The organism is Paraburkholderia caffeinilytica (genome assembly GCF_003368325.1).
In the GTDB taxonomy this organism is placed as follows: Bacteria; Pseudomonadota; Gammaproteobacteria; order Burkholderiales; family Burkholderiaceae; genus Paraburkholderia; species Paraburkholderia caffeinilytica.
On record NZ_CP031468.1, the window covers coordinates 56,103 to 70,332 of the forward strand.

The 14,230-nt window shown below is 55.5% G+C and carries 11 protein-coding genes and 1 pseudogene; 7 read left to right on the top strand and 5 right to left on the bottom strand.

Annotated features, from left to right (window positions below):
- Positions 1 to 53: 53 nt before the first annotated feature.
- The 5 genes from DSC91_RS36785 to DSC91_RS36810 all read right to left on the bottom strand — a co-directional run bounded on the left by DSC91_RS36785 (position 54) and on the right by DSC91_RS36810 (position 6,742).
- Positions 54 to 1,016: a LysR family transcriptional regulator gene (locus DSC91_RS36785; RefSeq protein WP_115783704.1), complete on the bottom strand. Its 963-nt coding sequence runs from the start codon at positions 1,014 to 1,016 to the stop codon at positions 54 to 56.
- A gap of 274 nt (positions 1,017 to 1,290) precedes the next feature.
- Positions 1,291 to 2,634, bottom strand: a complete 1,344-nt coding sequence (locus DSC91_RS36790; protein WP_115783705.1) for a nucleobase:cation symporter-2 family protein — start codon at positions 2,632 to 2,634, stop codon at positions 1,291 to 1,293.
- Between the two features lie 203 nt (positions 2,635 to 2,837).
- Positions 2,838 to 3,926 (bottom strand): apurinic/apyrimidinic endonuclease family protein, encoded by a 1,089-nt coding sequence (locus DSC91_RS36795; RefSeq protein ID WP_162831541.1) that lies wholly within the window; start codon positions 3,924 to 3,926, stop codon positions 2,838 to 2,840.
- A gap of 37 nt (positions 3,927 to 3,963) precedes the next feature.
- Positions 3,964 to 5,034: an aromatic ring-hydroxylating oxygenase subunit alpha gene (locus tag DSC91_RS36800; RefSeq protein WP_115783706.1), complete on the bottom strand. Its 1,071-nt coding sequence runs from the start codon at positions 5,032 to 5,034 to the stop codon at positions 3,964 to 3,966.
- A gap of 631 nt (positions 5,035 to 5,665) precedes the next feature.
- Positions 5,666 to 6,742 (bottom strand): aromatic ring-hydroxylating oxygenase subunit alpha, encoded by a 1,077-nt coding sequence (locus tag DSC91_RS36810; protein ID WP_115783708.1) that lies wholly within the window; start codon positions 6,740 to 6,742, stop codon positions 5,666 to 5,668.
- Between the two features lie 365 nt (positions 6,743 to 7,107).
- Between DSC91_RS36810 and DSC91_RS36815 the strand changes: the two genes are divergently transcribed.
- The 7 genes and pseudogenes from DSC91_RS36815 to fghA all read left to right on the top strand — a co-directional run bounded on the left by DSC91_RS36815 (position 7,108) and on the right by fghA (position 13,375).
- Positions 7,108 to 7,770: a GntR family transcriptional regulator gene (locus tag DSC91_RS36815; protein WP_115783709.1), complete on the top strand. Its 663-nt coding sequence runs from the start codon at positions 7,108 to 7,110 to the stop codon at positions 7,768 to 7,770.
- A gap of 352 nt (positions 7,771 to 8,122) precedes the next feature.
- Positions 8,123 to 8,806: an aromatic ring-hydroxylating oxygenase subunit alpha gene (locus DSC91_RS36820; RefSeq protein ID WP_229758339.1), complete on the top strand. Its 684-nt coding sequence runs from the start codon at positions 8,123 to 8,125 to the stop codon at positions 8,804 to 8,806.
- Positions 8,807 to 8,824: 18 nt separating this feature from the next.
- Positions 8,825 to 9,085, top strand: a pseudogene (locus DSC91_RS38735) (Rieske 2Fe-2S domain-containing protein); the annotation flags it as partial.
- A gap of 111 nt (positions 9,086 to 9,196) precedes the next feature.
- Positions 9,197 to 10,591, top strand: a complete 1,395-nt coding sequence (locus DSC91_RS36825) for a PDR/VanB family oxidoreductase (protein WP_229758338.1) — start codon at positions 9,197 to 9,199, stop codon at positions 10,589 to 10,591.
- A 13-nt stretch (positions 10,592 to 10,604) separates the two neighbouring features.
- The gene (locus DSC91_RS36830; protein ID WP_115783712.1) at positions 10,605 to 11,282 is read left to right on the top strand and encodes a glutathione S-transferase family protein; all 678 of its coding nucleotides are present in this window, start codon (positions 10,605 to 10,607) and stop codon (positions 11,280 to 11,282) included.
- Positions 11,283 to 11,352: 70 nt separating this feature from the next.
- Entirely contained in the window at positions 11,353 to 12,459 is a 1,107-nt protein-coding gene (locus tag DSC91_RS36835; RefSeq protein WP_115783713.1) for an S-(hydroxymethyl)glutathione dehydrogenase/class III alcohol dehydrogenase, read from the top strand.
- A gap of 25 nt (positions 12,460 to 12,484) precedes the next feature.
- Entirely contained in the window at positions 12,485 to 13,375 is an 891-nt protein-coding gene (fghA, locus tag DSC91_RS36840; protein ID WP_115783714.1) for an S-formylglutathione hydrolase, read from the top strand.
- Positions 13,376 to 14,230 lie beyond the last annotated feature (855 nt).

Here is a 14,230-nt window from a genome sequence, read left to right on the forward strand (position 1 = left end):
TCTAACCAAGAAGTCAGTCAGAGCAACCCGCCCGACCTGACCATATCGCTTTTTCAGTCAGGCGTTACTTCAGGAATGATTGTCGCGGACGTTGCAACGTAATTATTGAAGGTCGGTATGTCGCCGACGCTCTGGGCGACCAGGTCGATGAAGCTCTTCAGCTTCTTGCTCCCATAGCGTTGCCGATGGTACGCGCAAAAGATTCGCCGCATCTCGGGCTTCCACGCCGGCAAAACTGGTATCAGGCTTCCATGCCGGATTTCCGGCTGGACGAAGAAGTCGGGCAAAAGCGCAATGCCCAGCCCGTCTACGCAGAAAGTCTTCATTACCCAGTAGTCATTCGTCTCAATGATTGAACGGCTGATATAAGGATGGGACGTCTGCTGCGAATGGAGCGTCGTCTGACTCGCGGAATCAGGCTCGCGTAGAGCAATCCGTTCGTGTTTCACCAGCTCCCTTGGGTCCGATGGCAGCCCCTGCCGACGCGCGTAGATGGGACTCGCATACAGTCCATAGCTGAGTCTGCCAATGAGCTTGGCAATCACATTCGGCAGGTCGGGTGCCTCGGAACAGATATAACAGTCCGCATCTTCCACGCGAGGAGAATCGGGTCGACCGGCTGCGTACAGTTCGCACACGATATTGCTATATCTCGCCAGGAACTGTCGCGTCACGTGGCACACGAACGTAGTAGTGAAGTGGTTTTCCGCAAGGATGCAGAGTCGTCCCTTGCCGCCGCTACTCAACTCCTGGACCTCGGCCCTGGCGAGTTCCAGCCGGCCGCCCATCTCCAGAAGCAAGGACTCGCAGCGGATATAGAAGGCTTTTCCGGCCTCCGTCGGTACAACCCGCCTCGAAGAGCGCTCAATGAGCTCTACGCCCAAATCCTCCTCGAGTCGTTGCAGATGTCGGCTAAGGGTGGATTTCGAGATGCCTGTAAGCGCCTCCGCCTTCGTCAGACTGCATGTCCGCACGATGACGGCAAATGCTTCAATCAGCTTGATGTCGAGTGCCATCGCGAGTCAAACCAGCAGGTGCGGACGTTCGCGTCCGATTCCCGGAAAGTGCAACCATTCCGTAACCTGAGGGCGTTTCGCTCCGGTTCCGTAGTCGCTTGCTGTGACCAGAGTACCAGAACGTACGACCGTTCGCGAGGAACGTGAATTTTCGCGCGGTAAAGATTCTCAGTCCCGGGGTGGCCCAGAAAGTTCGCGAGGCGCAGGCAAAGTGGCGCTACGTAATAAACAACACGTAGCGCCTCGTTCCCGCAATCGAATTCGCCGAAATTCCTCAGACCTCGAGGTCTCTCGCAGTCTCCAGTGTAAGACGGGCAGCTTCCTCGTTCGTGTCTAGGCCGTTCAATATGACGTTCAGCACGATGGCCACAACCGCAGTCAGGAGGATGCTGCTGTTGAGAATCGGGCCTAGAGCGCTCGGCAGCTTCGCGAACAGTTTGTCCGACACGACTGGAATCATCCCTACACCCACGCTTATCGCCACGATGTAAAGGTTGTGCGTTTTGCCGAAGTCGACTTTAGTGAGCGTCTTGATTCCGTTTGAAGCAACCATCCCGAACATCACAATGCCGGCTCCTCCCAGGACGCATGGAGGAATTGATGCGACGATTACCGAAAGTTTCGGAACCAAGCCCAGCAGGATAAGAATGACCCCACCTACTGCACACACCCATCGGCTCTTTACACCCGTTACCGCGACAAGGCCGACGTTCTGTGCGAACGACGTGTAGGGAAACGTATTGAAGAGCCCACCAATGATGTTACCAAGGCCATCCGCTCTGAAACCGCGCGTCAACTCTTTCTCGGTGATTGGTTTGCCGGTGATTTCGCCAATCGCGAGGAACATCCCCGCCGACTCAACAAAGGTCACTAGCATGACCACACACATTGACGCAGTTGCCCAAAGGTCAAATTTCGGAAGGCCAAAGTGCAGGGGCATCACCCAGCCAATCCATCCAGCCTCCTGCAAACCCGAGAGCGAGACCTGCCCAAGTGGGATGGCAAGCAGGAAGCCGAAAACGAGACCCAACAGAATCGACAAGTTCCCCACAAATCCTCGGGCGAACTTCACCAGCAACAAAACAAAGACAAGCACAGCGCCGGCAATACACAGATAGACTGGATTGCCGAAGTCCGGATTGCCAAAACCGCCGCCAGACCAAGCCGCTGCCACGCCCATCAGCGAAAGACCAACCATGAGAATCTCGCTGCCGGTGACGATGGGAGGGAAAAATCGCAGCAACTTACCAATCAGCGGGGCCACCAGAATGCCGAAAATGCCCGCGGTGATCGTTGCGCCGTAAATTCCAAGTAATCCCAAGTCGGGATTCGAGCCGATGGCAATCATCGTCCCGAGCGCGGTGAAGGTGACACCCATCATAATCGGCAGACGAATACCTACGCCTTTGAAGCCAATCGTCTGGACCAGCGTCGCAAGTCCGCCCGCCAGCAAATCTGCGTTTATAAGGAACGCAACCTGGTCTTTGGGCAATTTGAGGACCGCACCGATAATCAAGGGCGTCGCAATTGCACCGGCATACATAATAAGCACGTGTTGGATGGCCAAAAGAATCAGCTCGCCGAACGGCAGCTTCTCATCGCATTCACTATCTAACATGACACACTCTCACTATAGGCAGATTCATAGGCCGACCAGCATCCACGTGTGGGCGCCGTTGTTTTATCGACGCTGGGTACCAGAACGAATACCTTGGAATGAAGAAAAGACGTTTATATTTAACGCGGTGATTCACTGTTGAGTGAGTCACCGCACAGATCACCCGCTTCTACCTTGCAGGCAGCGCATTTTTTGACGTTGACTTAGCCGCGATGAGCGTTCACGAAAGCTTCCAGATTCTCCGCTCGCTTCCTCGCTTCATGCACCGCCACTCTCTCCGCGTAGAGCTCGCGAACGAACCTGGCGACAAGACAGCTGTCGGCAAACATGTTGTATTTCCATCCCGTCCCGTAGGCCGCAAGGTTGATATTGTCGATGGTCATAATTTCCATCTTCGAGTCATCAACCTCCAGATACTGGTCAATGACTTTACGCACCAGCTCCTTCGTCGTCGCCAGCTTGTGGGCGTGCCATTCGTCGGTGTGCCATTCACCCGGCTTCGGATTCGAAAACGGGTACTGAATCGAGCGCCCCGGCCTATCAAACCCGAGGCCGTCCCACGGGCCAGTCTCGAAAGCCCACCAGTTGCGCGGGCCGTTCGGCGCAGCGGGCCGAACCTGCGTCCAGACGACCATGTTCTGCTTCAACCATTCGTCAGCAAAGCTGTCGTCGTTGTAGGGATCGAGTTTCCTGATTGCCTCTTTGTCACCCCGAATCTGGGATACGGCGTGCTCCACCTCATTTTCAATCTTGAAGATGCAGTGGCTGTAATCCATGCAGAAGTTGAAAGGGATGCCGCGGCTACGAACCGCCTCTGCCACCCGCGTGACACGGCGAAAATCTTCGGACCACATGTCGACGTGCGATTCGAACGAAATGGTCAAGTCGTATGGTTTCGCCTGGTCGTACGTGTACAGGTAGTAATCGACGATTTCCTGGTCAGTAACATAGTGACCGTCGGCATGCTTCGCCCAAATCATCAGGTTGTGGTACTTGGAGCCGACCTCGTGTGCACGCTTGAGGTTGGCCTTCAGGACCTCATCATCTTTCCCGAGAACGTATGTCCAGCTACCAGACAAAATCGGAAGGTTGTACTTCTCGCTCGCCTTCTGGTACTGATGCAGTTGGTCGTCATCGACCGGAATGCGGTCAACGAAATCCCAGAGTCCCGACTCCGACAGCACACGCAGCTGCTCTGCAATCGGAAGCTCCTCATCTGACACTGGTTTCTCAATCGACGACAGCTGAACACCTCGTCCAGCGCACGCCAGCTTAAACATCTTCTTTGTCATTACTCACTCCTGGAGAAATTGAGGTCAGATCGACAGACTAAACAGTCCGCAGGTCCGAGTACTGTCGCTCACTTTCGATAACCGGTTCATGCAGCGCTGCCTTGAATGCCTCGGCACCGTCCCGAGCGGCTTCGCTTAGCTCGCGCATCCACTTCCGATATTGAACAGACACCTTGTCGGTGATCACTGGCACCTCGTCCGCCATCATCTGCGCCGGCCACTGAGATTCGATGACCGGCTTGTCCTCTGCGAACACGACGTCGTTAAATGCAATGTGCAGATGGTCCGAGTCACTTCCTTGCTCGCGCGCGAAGATGAGGAAATTCTTCGTTCGTGTCTCGTCGATCGGGCACGACACGTTAAACAGCACATGCAGAGAGTTGGTCGAATATTTCTCGACCGCGAGGTTGATAGCGAACGGCATGCTGCAGTGATAGGTAAATGTGCCAATCGGCGCCTGGTCCGGAACGTCCATGCCGGGGGGCGTCTCGTACACGAACCGGAATTGTCCGTTGACGCGGTCCATCGGTACGATGGGAGGCTCTGCGTTGTTCGGATCGAAGAGCGTGCCCGGGTGAATGAAGGCGAAATGCGAAAAGTCCGTGAAGTTTTCCCAACGACGCTCCGCAGAGGCATTCCACCAATACGGCTCCTGCACGACAATGCGCATCTTGGGGTCATCGGCAGCGCTGAAATACGGAATCTCTGTGCAGTTGAACGACGAGTCGAGACGCACCCAGAGCAAGCCATATTTTTCTTCGCAATCGAAGCGTTCGACGCGGGCCTTGTTCGGAATCGGGCTGTCGGGACATGCAGGAATTTTCGTGCAGGCGCCGGCCGCGTCGTATTTCCAGCCGTGGTATGGACATTGGAGTTCGCTGCCAACCACCTGACCACACGACAGCTTCGCCGACCGGTGCGCGCATCGGTCCCGCATCGCGACATACTTGCCATCCAGCCTGGCGACCACCAGTTGCTCTCTAAGCAGAGTAACTGCCAGCGGACCAAAACTCGAAGGCTTCGCCCTTTCAAGCTCGGCCACCGTGCATACGGGATGCCAAAAGTGCCGGAGGTACTGGTTATCCTTAATCAGCGGTAGGTGTTCCATTCACGTCTCCTATATTGCTTTGGGGAACTGATTCCCGACAGGTCAAGGAGAACCCGTTCTCCCATCCTGCGGGGTGTGTTGCAGTGCAATTGGCTTTTCACATCTTTCGCCTGGTACACCAGAAATTACGAAGTCAATAAGCTCGTGTCAAGCGAGTCGGATGGCCTTACGAAGAGAAGGGTGCCTCCCGGGTTCGGAAAGCGACTCCGGGAATAGACTACCTAGTGTCCCGAGTTAAAAATTCGCTTCAATATTTCTCTTCACCAATTGGCGACGTACTAGTTGAAGAGACCTAAAGAAGGCATGCGGTTTACGCGGCCTGGATCAGGCGGAAATACACGCCACGCACCGTCTGCGTGTCGAAAGAAGCAGAGCTCAAACGCATTACCCTCTTCCCGTGACGCTTCGACACGCACGTATCGTCCGTAAGCGCAGCGTGCGTGGCTGAACCGTGTTACCCGCGGCGTTGTGGTCAAAGTTGGGGCAAACCATTTTTCAACCATCGATCGCAAGGACATCCCAGCAGTGTTCATCTCACTCTCCTTCGACTACATTCCCTCGGATCTGCCATGCCCATTTGCAACTGACGGCTTGGCACCCAACGTTTTGCTGCGAACACTTCTTGTCCCGTTTATCCGGCGGTATCGTCAATGACGTTTGTCCGCAAGGCCTCTCGAAACGTCTGCTTTCCGTTTGGAGCAGCCAACGAGAGCTCGCGGTGCCACTTGCGATACTGGATTGAGACCTTGTCTGTAGCGACTGAAATTTCGCCTGCGGACACCTCAGCCGGCCACTGCGACTCGATAATCGGCTGATCTTCAGCCAATACCCGTTTCTGGAACGCCAGGTGCATGTGGTCGGGTTGGCCGTCGCGCTCGCGAATTATGACCATGAAGTTCCTGCACGTTTTGTCGTCGATAGGGCACGCTGTCGTCCAAAGGATGAAGCGCGAGCCGTCACGCCAGAGCTTGATTTCCAGATTGATGGAATATGGCATCGTGCAGCGATAGATGAAGTCGCCCATCGGCGCTTCCTCCGGAATGCCTTCCATCTCTCGGGGAGGCGACAACTCAAACTGGAGTTCCCCGTCGACACGGTTGACCAGAACGAGCGGATGGCTTGCGAAAAACGGGTCGTAGAGGGTGCCCGGATGCACGAACGCGAAGTGAGAAAAGTCAGTGAAATTTTCCCAGCGGCGCTCCGCAACCGTGTTCCAGATGTATGAGTCGGCGACGATCACTTGCATGTCCGGGTTGTCCCAGTCATCAAGGAAGGGGATTTCCGTGCAGTCGTAGGAGTTGTCCAGCCGCACCCAGACGATTTCGTATTTGACTTCGCAGTCGTAAATCGCGAGTTTTGCGCGCGGTGGCACGGGCTTGTCAGGACAGGCCGGAATTGACTTGCACGCACCATCGCTACCGTATTGCCAGCCGTGATAGGGACACTGAAGTGTGTCTTGGCCCCCACACTTCGCAATGGTCCCAATCGACAACTGCGCAGAGCGATGAGCGCAGCGGTCCGGTGCAGCAACAATTTTTCCGTTGAGTCGAGCCAGCACAAGTTTCTCACCGAGCAGCGTGACGCCCATCGGGCCATGGCCCGATGGATTCGCCCGCTCAAATTCGGCAAGGGTACAGACCGGGTGCCAAAAATGCCGAAGATAGGATTTATCCTCCAATAAAGGCTTGAACTGCTCACGCGCACTCATGAGTTACTCCTGTGGGGTAGGTTGTTTCGGTCCGATAAACTAAGAGACCAAAATGTCTATCTGGTATACCAACATAGTACGCAAAAAAACCAGATGCAATCAGGGATTTCCTGCATCCGGGAGTTTTCTGTGTTTTTTGCATTCAGGAATCTGCCGACTTAGTGTTTTCACCGATATGCGACTCGCCCGTCTTGGTAGCAAAGGGCGATAGAATATAGGCACCGACCGGCCTGCGTAAGAAACGGTGCGCGACAAGCTCATGGATGGTGAGTCGTCCCTTCTTTGGTGCCAGAGCGCCGTTCTGAAGTACCAGCGCTTTGCTTCCCGCTCAACCCCTACGCGCAAACTCTGCGCAATTCCTAGCCATGCTGACCCAAAAAATAGTAGGAGCAATTGCTGACGCGATTTATCACCGTAGATTGCCGCCAGGAGCCAAACTCAACGAACGTGATATTGCAGACCTTTACGGAGTGAGCCGAACTGTAGTCCGGCAGGCACTCATTCGACTTTCGCAAGATGGGTTGGTCGAAATCTCACCAAAGCGGTCCTCGGCTGTATGGCGCCCGACATTTGATGACGCGTTCGAGCTATATCAGATGCTCCTCGTTCTCGAGAGTGGAGTCATCGACCAGCTCATCAAGTCGGTTACGCCGGACCAGCTGAAGGCGCTTCGAGCCCACACGGTGAAGGAGCGCGTGGCATTTGAAAAGGGCAGGCACGACCTTGGCGACAAATTGGGGCGTGAATTTCACGTGTTACTCCTCTCGTTCCTCAACAACGAAACGTTGAATCAAATCCATCAGCATCTAAGGCGTCGCGAGGCACTTATCAACGCCATGTTTCGCGTTGGGTTCGACTACTGTCAATTGCGTGATGAGCATGGGCAGTTGGTCGAATGTCTCGAGAAGAAAGACGCTGCCGCGGCGAAGGCACTCCTCGCGTCGCACTACAACCTGGTCATTCGCGGGTATCGCTTTGACGCGATGGTGACGCCCGATGTGGACCTCAAACTGGCCCTAGCACTATAAGTACCTCTGCGCCATCTCCGGCCTGCTGCGCAGGCCGGCCACTCCCAATGGTTGCCCGCGACGCCTCCCCAAAGAGACTGCCTCAGTGTTATTCCCAAGAAAAAATCGCTTGCCGTCGCGAATTTTTTTTTATAGAGTCTGGTATACCAGCTTGAGCATCTGACGAACCAATCCAGGAGGGCATGTGAATTTTGACGAGCAACTGTTCGATGACTGGCATCCTGTAGCCGCTTCGGAAGACATTCTTCCGGACCGCAGATTTCACACGCGCCTGCTTGGACGGGTCGTGTCGTATTCCCGTAAGGGCTCCGAGGTGACCGCTCAGTGGGACGATGACGGCACCGAGAGAAAAATGTCTGCAATCGAGCAATACGGGGCGCTATGGCTGTCCTTTTCATCGAACCCCAGAAGTCTCTTCAAGGTGCCAGAATTCTCGGAGCCCGATCGGCGCATCGTGAGCGCCGGGTCGACTCGCGTGCACACGTCGGGTCTGCGAGCAGTCGAGAACTTCCTCGACATGGCGCACTTTCCGTTCGTGCATACAGACATTCTCGGCGCCGAGCCGCACACCGACGTGGCGCCGTATACCGTCAAGTACGACGAGCAAGTCGATGAAATCATCGCTACTGAATGCAAGTTCCCACAACCACGTGGTTCTGCTACGGCGACTGATGCGCTCGATATGGATTACATCTATCGCGTCACCCGGCCATACATCGCGATTCTGTACAAAACGTGTCCGCCGGACCCGTCGAGGTGGGATGTCCTCTGTCTGTTCGTGCAGCCTGTCGACGAGGAATGGTGCATCGCTCATACGTTGATGTGCTACGTGGACGACGTGAACTCGGATGAACAGCTCCGGCATTTCCAGCAGACCATTTTCGGCCAGGACTTGATGATTCTCGTCAATCAGGTTCCGAGGCGCCTCCCCCTTACGGCGAAGACCGAGAACCCGGTCCGTGCGGACGTTCTCGCAACGGCATATCGCAAATGGATGCGCGACGGTGGTCTTACGTACGGCGCAATCTGTGACTGACATAGGGATTTGAGATTCATGAGTTCATTTGATTCGAATCGCTGGTATCCCATTGCCAGCACTGAGGTCCTCACTGAGCGGCACGTTTATCACACGTCCCTCGCGGGGCAGGAGTTGGCTGTCTGGCGAGACGACAACGGCATCGCGAACGCGTGGGAGAACCGCTGCCCCCATCGAGGCTTGCGACTGACGCTTGGCGTGAACCTTGGACATGAGCTGCGCTGTCAATATCACGGTTGGACATACGAAAGCGGTTCTGGTGGTTGCACGTTCGTACCTGCACACCGGCATGCTACTGAGCCCAGCAAGGCATGCGTAACGACCTTCCCTGTACGCGAGTCTGGCGGACTGATATGGGCGTCACTCGGTGCACCGGTTGGCGAGCCGCCCTTGATCAAGACGCAAACGAGCGGCGCAGCACTCACATTCTTGAGGAGCCTGCCGTTCAATTTGCCCGCCGCCGACGTGGCCAAAGGGCTACTCGAAGCAGGCTTCCGTTTCGCTGAGTGCTTCGACCAAGACCCGGGGGGCGCAGGCCTGCGTCAGTTTGGCGACGACTCAGTCGGCCTGACCCTGGGGGAGAACGGGCGCTATGGTTTGCATTTCTATGTTCAGCCACACTCTGCCGACAAGACTGTCGTCCATGTGAACGCGTTGCTGCACGAGCCAGTGACCCATTCATTCCTCGAGCGTTTCTCGCACGTTCTCGGTGAATTCAGGCGAGTGCTCGAGCGAGTCCGAGTCGAGGTGCCGGTTACCACGGCGCTCGCAGCACGCAAATCAACGCAGATCCCTGTTCCAATTCCGGTCGTTGTGGCCTCGCCTCAGACGCTGTCCGCCGAGTATCGTTGCAAAGTCACGTCTCGCGTACAGGAAACAGGGGACATCGTATCGTTCGCACTCACGCCGATCGGGCGGTCATTGCCGCAACTCACACCTGGGATGCACGTGAGCGTCACAACGCCTGCGGGCATTGTGCGTCAGTATTCGATTATCAACGCGCCGCATGAGCGCGAAGCCTTCCTGATTGGCGTCAAGCGGGAGTTGCAGTCTCTTGGCGGCTCAAAGTCCATGCATGAAGACGTACAGGAGGGCACGGAACTGAAAATTGCGGTCCCCCGAAATGGATTTCCATTGCGACGCAACGGCCGTCGCCCCGTTCTGATTGCTGGCGGCATAGGCATCACGCCAATTCTTGCAATGGCGCAAGCACTGAATGCGACTGGCGACAAGTATGCATTGCATTACTTCGTTCGCGGACCGGAGCACACACCGTTCCAGGCGCGCCTACGCTCGCTCGGAAGCAACGTATTCATTCATGCGGGACTCGACGTCGCGGGAACTCGACAGCGGCTCGAGGAAATTGTCGAAGAACTGAACCCAGCCCAGATCGAAATTTATACGTGCGGTCCGGGTCCGATGATTGACACAGTGAAGGATGTCTCGTGCAAGAGAGGCATTCCCGAAGAGTCCGTGCGCTTTGAATATTTCAAGAACACGGATATCCCGAAGGGCGGCGAAGCATTCGAAGTTACGTTGGCAAAGTCGGGAAAGACCTTCGTTGTGCCGCCTGATAAGTCACTTCTGAAGGCATGCTGGGATGAAGGTGTACCGATTGAAGCGTCGTGCGAACAAGGTGTCTGCGGCACCTGCATGACCGCGGTGCTTAGCGGCGAGCTCGACCACCACGACACCTACCTTTCCAAACGAGAGCGCGAAAGCGGCAAATGGATCATGCCGTGTGTCTCCCGATGCAAGAGCAAAAAGCTCGTGCTGGACGTCTAATGTGAGTCATTCCATGATTACACTCTACGATTACGAACTTTCTGGTAACTGCTACAAAGTCCGACTGCTCCTTAGCATGCTTGGTCTCGAATACAAGTTAGAACCGGTCGAGTTTTACCCGAGCAAGGCACACAAGACTGACGCGTTCCTTCGAATCAACCCGCTTGGACAGTTGCCAGCACTCACCGACGACAAGGTGACGCTTCGGGACGCACAGGCAATCCTCGTTTATCTGGCCGCCCAGTACGACAGGAGTGGACAGTGGTACCCGGCGGCGAATGCCAAGCTCGCGGGCGAAGTGCAGATGTGGCTTTCGTTTGCTGACAGTCTGACCGGATCGATTTCGGCCGCACGCTTGCACGACCTCTTCTTCTTCGACTTCGATGACGAGGCTTGCAGAAAGCGCGCACACGAGTTGCTGCGTATCATCGACGAGCATTTGTGGCTGCGCGAAAAGACCGGCGGAGAATTTCTCTGTGACGCTGCTCATCCAACCGTGGCCGACATCGCTTGCTTTCCTTACATCATTTTGTCGGATGAAGGCGGAGTTTCGCTTGCCGACTATCCGTCCGTTCGCCGCTGGACCGACCGCATCAAGCGTTTGCCCGGCTTCATTGTGATGGCCGGCGTCTTTCCTGCTGCCCAGCTACCGGCGCAACGCTTCCAAGCGCGTCAGCAGGCAGATTTCTAGCCGGACGGACCTCCGGGCGACGATTTACCAGAACACTCTTTCCTTACATCCTGATTAGAAGGGCTTGAATATGAAGACGAAAGCAGCAATAGCATGGAAGGCAGGCGCTCCCCTGACCATCGAAGAAGTCGACCTCACAGGACCGCGTGCAGGCGAAGTGCTGATTGAAGTCAAAGCAACCGGTATTTGCCACACTGACTATTACACGCTTTCTGGTGCCGACCCCGAAGGCATCTTCCCTTCGATCCTTGGACACGAAGGCGCTGGCGTGGTCGTGGATGTCGGACCTGGTGTCGGCACTCTGAGGAAGGGCGACCACGTCATTCCGCTTTACACGCCGGAATGTCGGCAGTGCAAGTTCTGTCTGTCACGCAAGACGAACCTTTGCCAGGCTATCCGGGCGACCCAAGGCAAAGGGCTTATGCCTGATGCTACATCGCGCTTCTCGTTGGACGGTCAACCATTGTTTCACTATATGGGCACGTCCACGTTCTCCAACTACATTGTTGTGCCGGAAATCGCAGTAGCCAAGGTACGCGAAGATGCGCCATTCGACAAAATCTGCTACATCGGTTGCGGCGTCACAACCGGTATTGGTGCCGTCGTGTTCTCTGCGAAGGTCGAAGCGGGCGCGAACGTTGTTGTATTCGGACTGGGCGGTATCGGTTTGAACGTCATCCAGGGCGCGAAGATGGTCGGAGCCGACAAGATTATCGGGGTCGACATCAATCCTGGTCGCGTTGAGCTTGCGAAGAAATTCGGGATGACGCATTTCATCAACCCAAAGGAAGTCGAGAGCGTCGTGGACAGCATCGTGCAACTCACCGATGGTGGCGCCGATTACTCGTTCGAATGCGTCGGCAACACCACGCTGATGCGTCAGGCGCTTGAATGCACCCATAAGGGTTGGGGACAGTCGTTCATCATCGGTGTGGCCGCGGCAGGTCAGGAAATCAGCACTCGTCCGTTTCAACTGGTCACTGGTCGTGAGTGGAAGGGCTCGGCATTTGGCGGCGCTCGCGGTCGGACGGACGTACCGAAAATCGTCGACTGGTACATGGAAGGCAAGATCAATATCGACGATCTGATCACACATCACCTGCCGCTGGAGCGCATCAACGAAGGCTTTGATCTGATGAAAAAGGGCGAGTCGATCCGCTCTGTAGTCCTGTATTAACAGGCATACTCAAAGGAGCATCGAAATGCTTGAACTCGTGTCGTCGCATGCCTGTCATGGGGGCGAGCAGCGCTTCTATAAGCATGACTCGAAGGCCGTCTGCCTGCCAATGCGATTTTCAGTCTATCTGCCACCGCAGGCACTCCGTTCTAGTGCGAAACTGCCCGCGCTGTTCTATCTGGCGGGCCTGACGTGTACGGAAGAAACCTTTCCGACCAAGGCCGGTGCGCAACGATTTGCTTCGGAGCACGGTATTATCCTAGTTGCGCCAGACACGAGTCCACGCGGCGCAGGTGTAGCGGGCGAAAGCGAAGCATGGGATTTCGGGCTCGGTGCGGGGTTTTATGTCGATGCAACCCGGGAGCCATGGGCAAAGCACTACCGGATGTATTCGTACGTCCGCGACGAGCTACGCGAGACGGTGCTCGCCCACTTCCCTGTCGACGGATCAAGGCTTGGCATTTTCGGGCACTCAATGGGAGGACACGGAGCGCTGGTACTGGCTCTACGAAATCCGGAAATCTATCGTTCCGTGTCCGCGTTCGCGCCAATCTCTGCACCGACGCTATGCCCGTGGGGTGAAAAGGCATTCAGGGGCTACCTCGGCGACAATGTCGAAGCGTGGAAGCGATACGACGCAACTGAACTGATTAGCAATGCATCAAAGAGGTTCCCGGGCGGGATTTTGATCGATCAGGGCCTCAGCGATCAGTTCCTCGCTGAGCAGCTTCACCCAGACGCCCTCGAAGCCGCATGCAAAGACTCTGGACAACACCTGACGCTTCGACGCTTCGCCGATTACGACCACGGCTACTACTTCATTTCGACCTTCATCGGCGATCACATCGCGCATCACGCCAGAACGCTCTGTCTTTACGAAACTGAGGGAGGACCGGTACCCGTCAAAGTGATGTAAGTATCCGTACATAGTCTCGGGGCGCGCCAATCTCCTGCGCGCGCTCTTTTTGCCCCGCTACCCCGGGGCCTTTTTCCTTTTCGCCCAACGCCGAGACAAATTTCTGTGAACCCTCGCGTCGATTTCATTAAACGCAGACGGCATGGACTTCATTCACATTTTCGTAGCATCCTTTCATCGAGGTTCAAATGAACATCCAGGCCTTCTTCGTTGCTATCGCAAGCGAGCAAATTACGATGTTAAGACGGCAAATCGCTAACGAAGGCGTTTCGGCTGCTTCGAGTGCATATCGCATGCTGTTGGTAATGCCATTGTCAAACATCACACGGAGCATCGACGAGCGACCTGAAGTCTGCTCCGCTGCAGTACTCGGATACAACTAGTCAGCGACAATACCCCGTAAGCCACTGCGCTGTTCTTTTTGGTCGAACCGCGTGGATACGAACAAAGAAATCGCTTTTGCGGAGCTCGACACAATCTGGAAGATGTTGACTTGCGTGTCCCGATAACCCGAAGCGATAACCGGCTCACGGTACCGTCTTCGTTCAAATTCGAAAGCGCCCCCTTGTGACTTTGTCGAGCAATGGTCCAGGCAGTCCGCGGTATCATTCGCAACTTTTTTGAGGGGCGATTCTGCTCCGACAGGGTTAAGACAGCCAGCGTCCGAACACGCCGTTAGATCTTTGTGCAAAATCTGTAAGAATGTCGATGCGGGTCATTCCAATAGCGTACTAAACAACAGCGCCCGCACCCACAAAATAGTAGACCATGTGTTGTCGTGTCAAGCGGCGGCATTTCACGAGATATCCCGCTTACCGTTGTATTCGGCCGTTGCGGTGTCCTGCTGCATAACTG

Coding starts and splice junctions, on each gene's coding strand:
- DSC91_RS36815 (WP_115783709.1), top strand. CDS start 7,108: ATGCTGACCCAAAAAATAGTAGGAGCAATTGCTGACGCGATTTATCAC.
- DSC91_RS36790 (WP_115783705.1), bottom strand. CDS start 2,634: ATGTTAGATAGTGAATGCGATGAGAAGCTGCCGTTCGGCGAGCTGATT.
- DSC91_RS36830 (WP_115783712.1), top strand. CDS start 10,605: ATGATTACACTCTACGATTACGAACTTTCTGGTAACTGCTACAAAGTC.
- DSC91_RS36800 (WP_115783706.1), bottom strand. CDS start 5,034: ATGGAACACCTACCGCTGATTAAGGATAACCAGTACCTCCGGCACTTT.
- fghA (WP_115783714.1), top strand. CDS start 12,485: ATGCTTGAACTCGTGTCGTCGCATGCCTGTCATGGGGGCGAGCAGCGC.
- DSC91_RS36810 (WP_115783708.1), bottom strand. CDS start 6,742: ATGAGTGCGCGTGAGCAGTTCAAGCCTTTATTGGAGGATAAATCCTAT.
- DSC91_RS36795 (WP_162831541.1), bottom strand. CDS start 3,926: ATGACAAAGAAGATGTTTAAGCTGGCGTGCGCTGGACGAGGTGTTCAG.
- DSC91_RS36785 (WP_115783704.1), bottom strand. CDS start 1,016: ATGGCACTCGACATCAAGCTGATTGAAGCATTTGCCGTCATCGTGCGG.
- DSC91_RS36835 (WP_115783713.1), top strand. CDS start 11,353: ATGAAGACGAAAGCAGCAATAGCATGGAAGGCAGGCGCTCCCCTGACC.
- DSC91_RS36820 (WP_229758339.1), top strand. CDS start 8,123: ATGTCTGCAATCGAGCAATACGGGGCGCTATGGCTGTCCTTTTCATCG.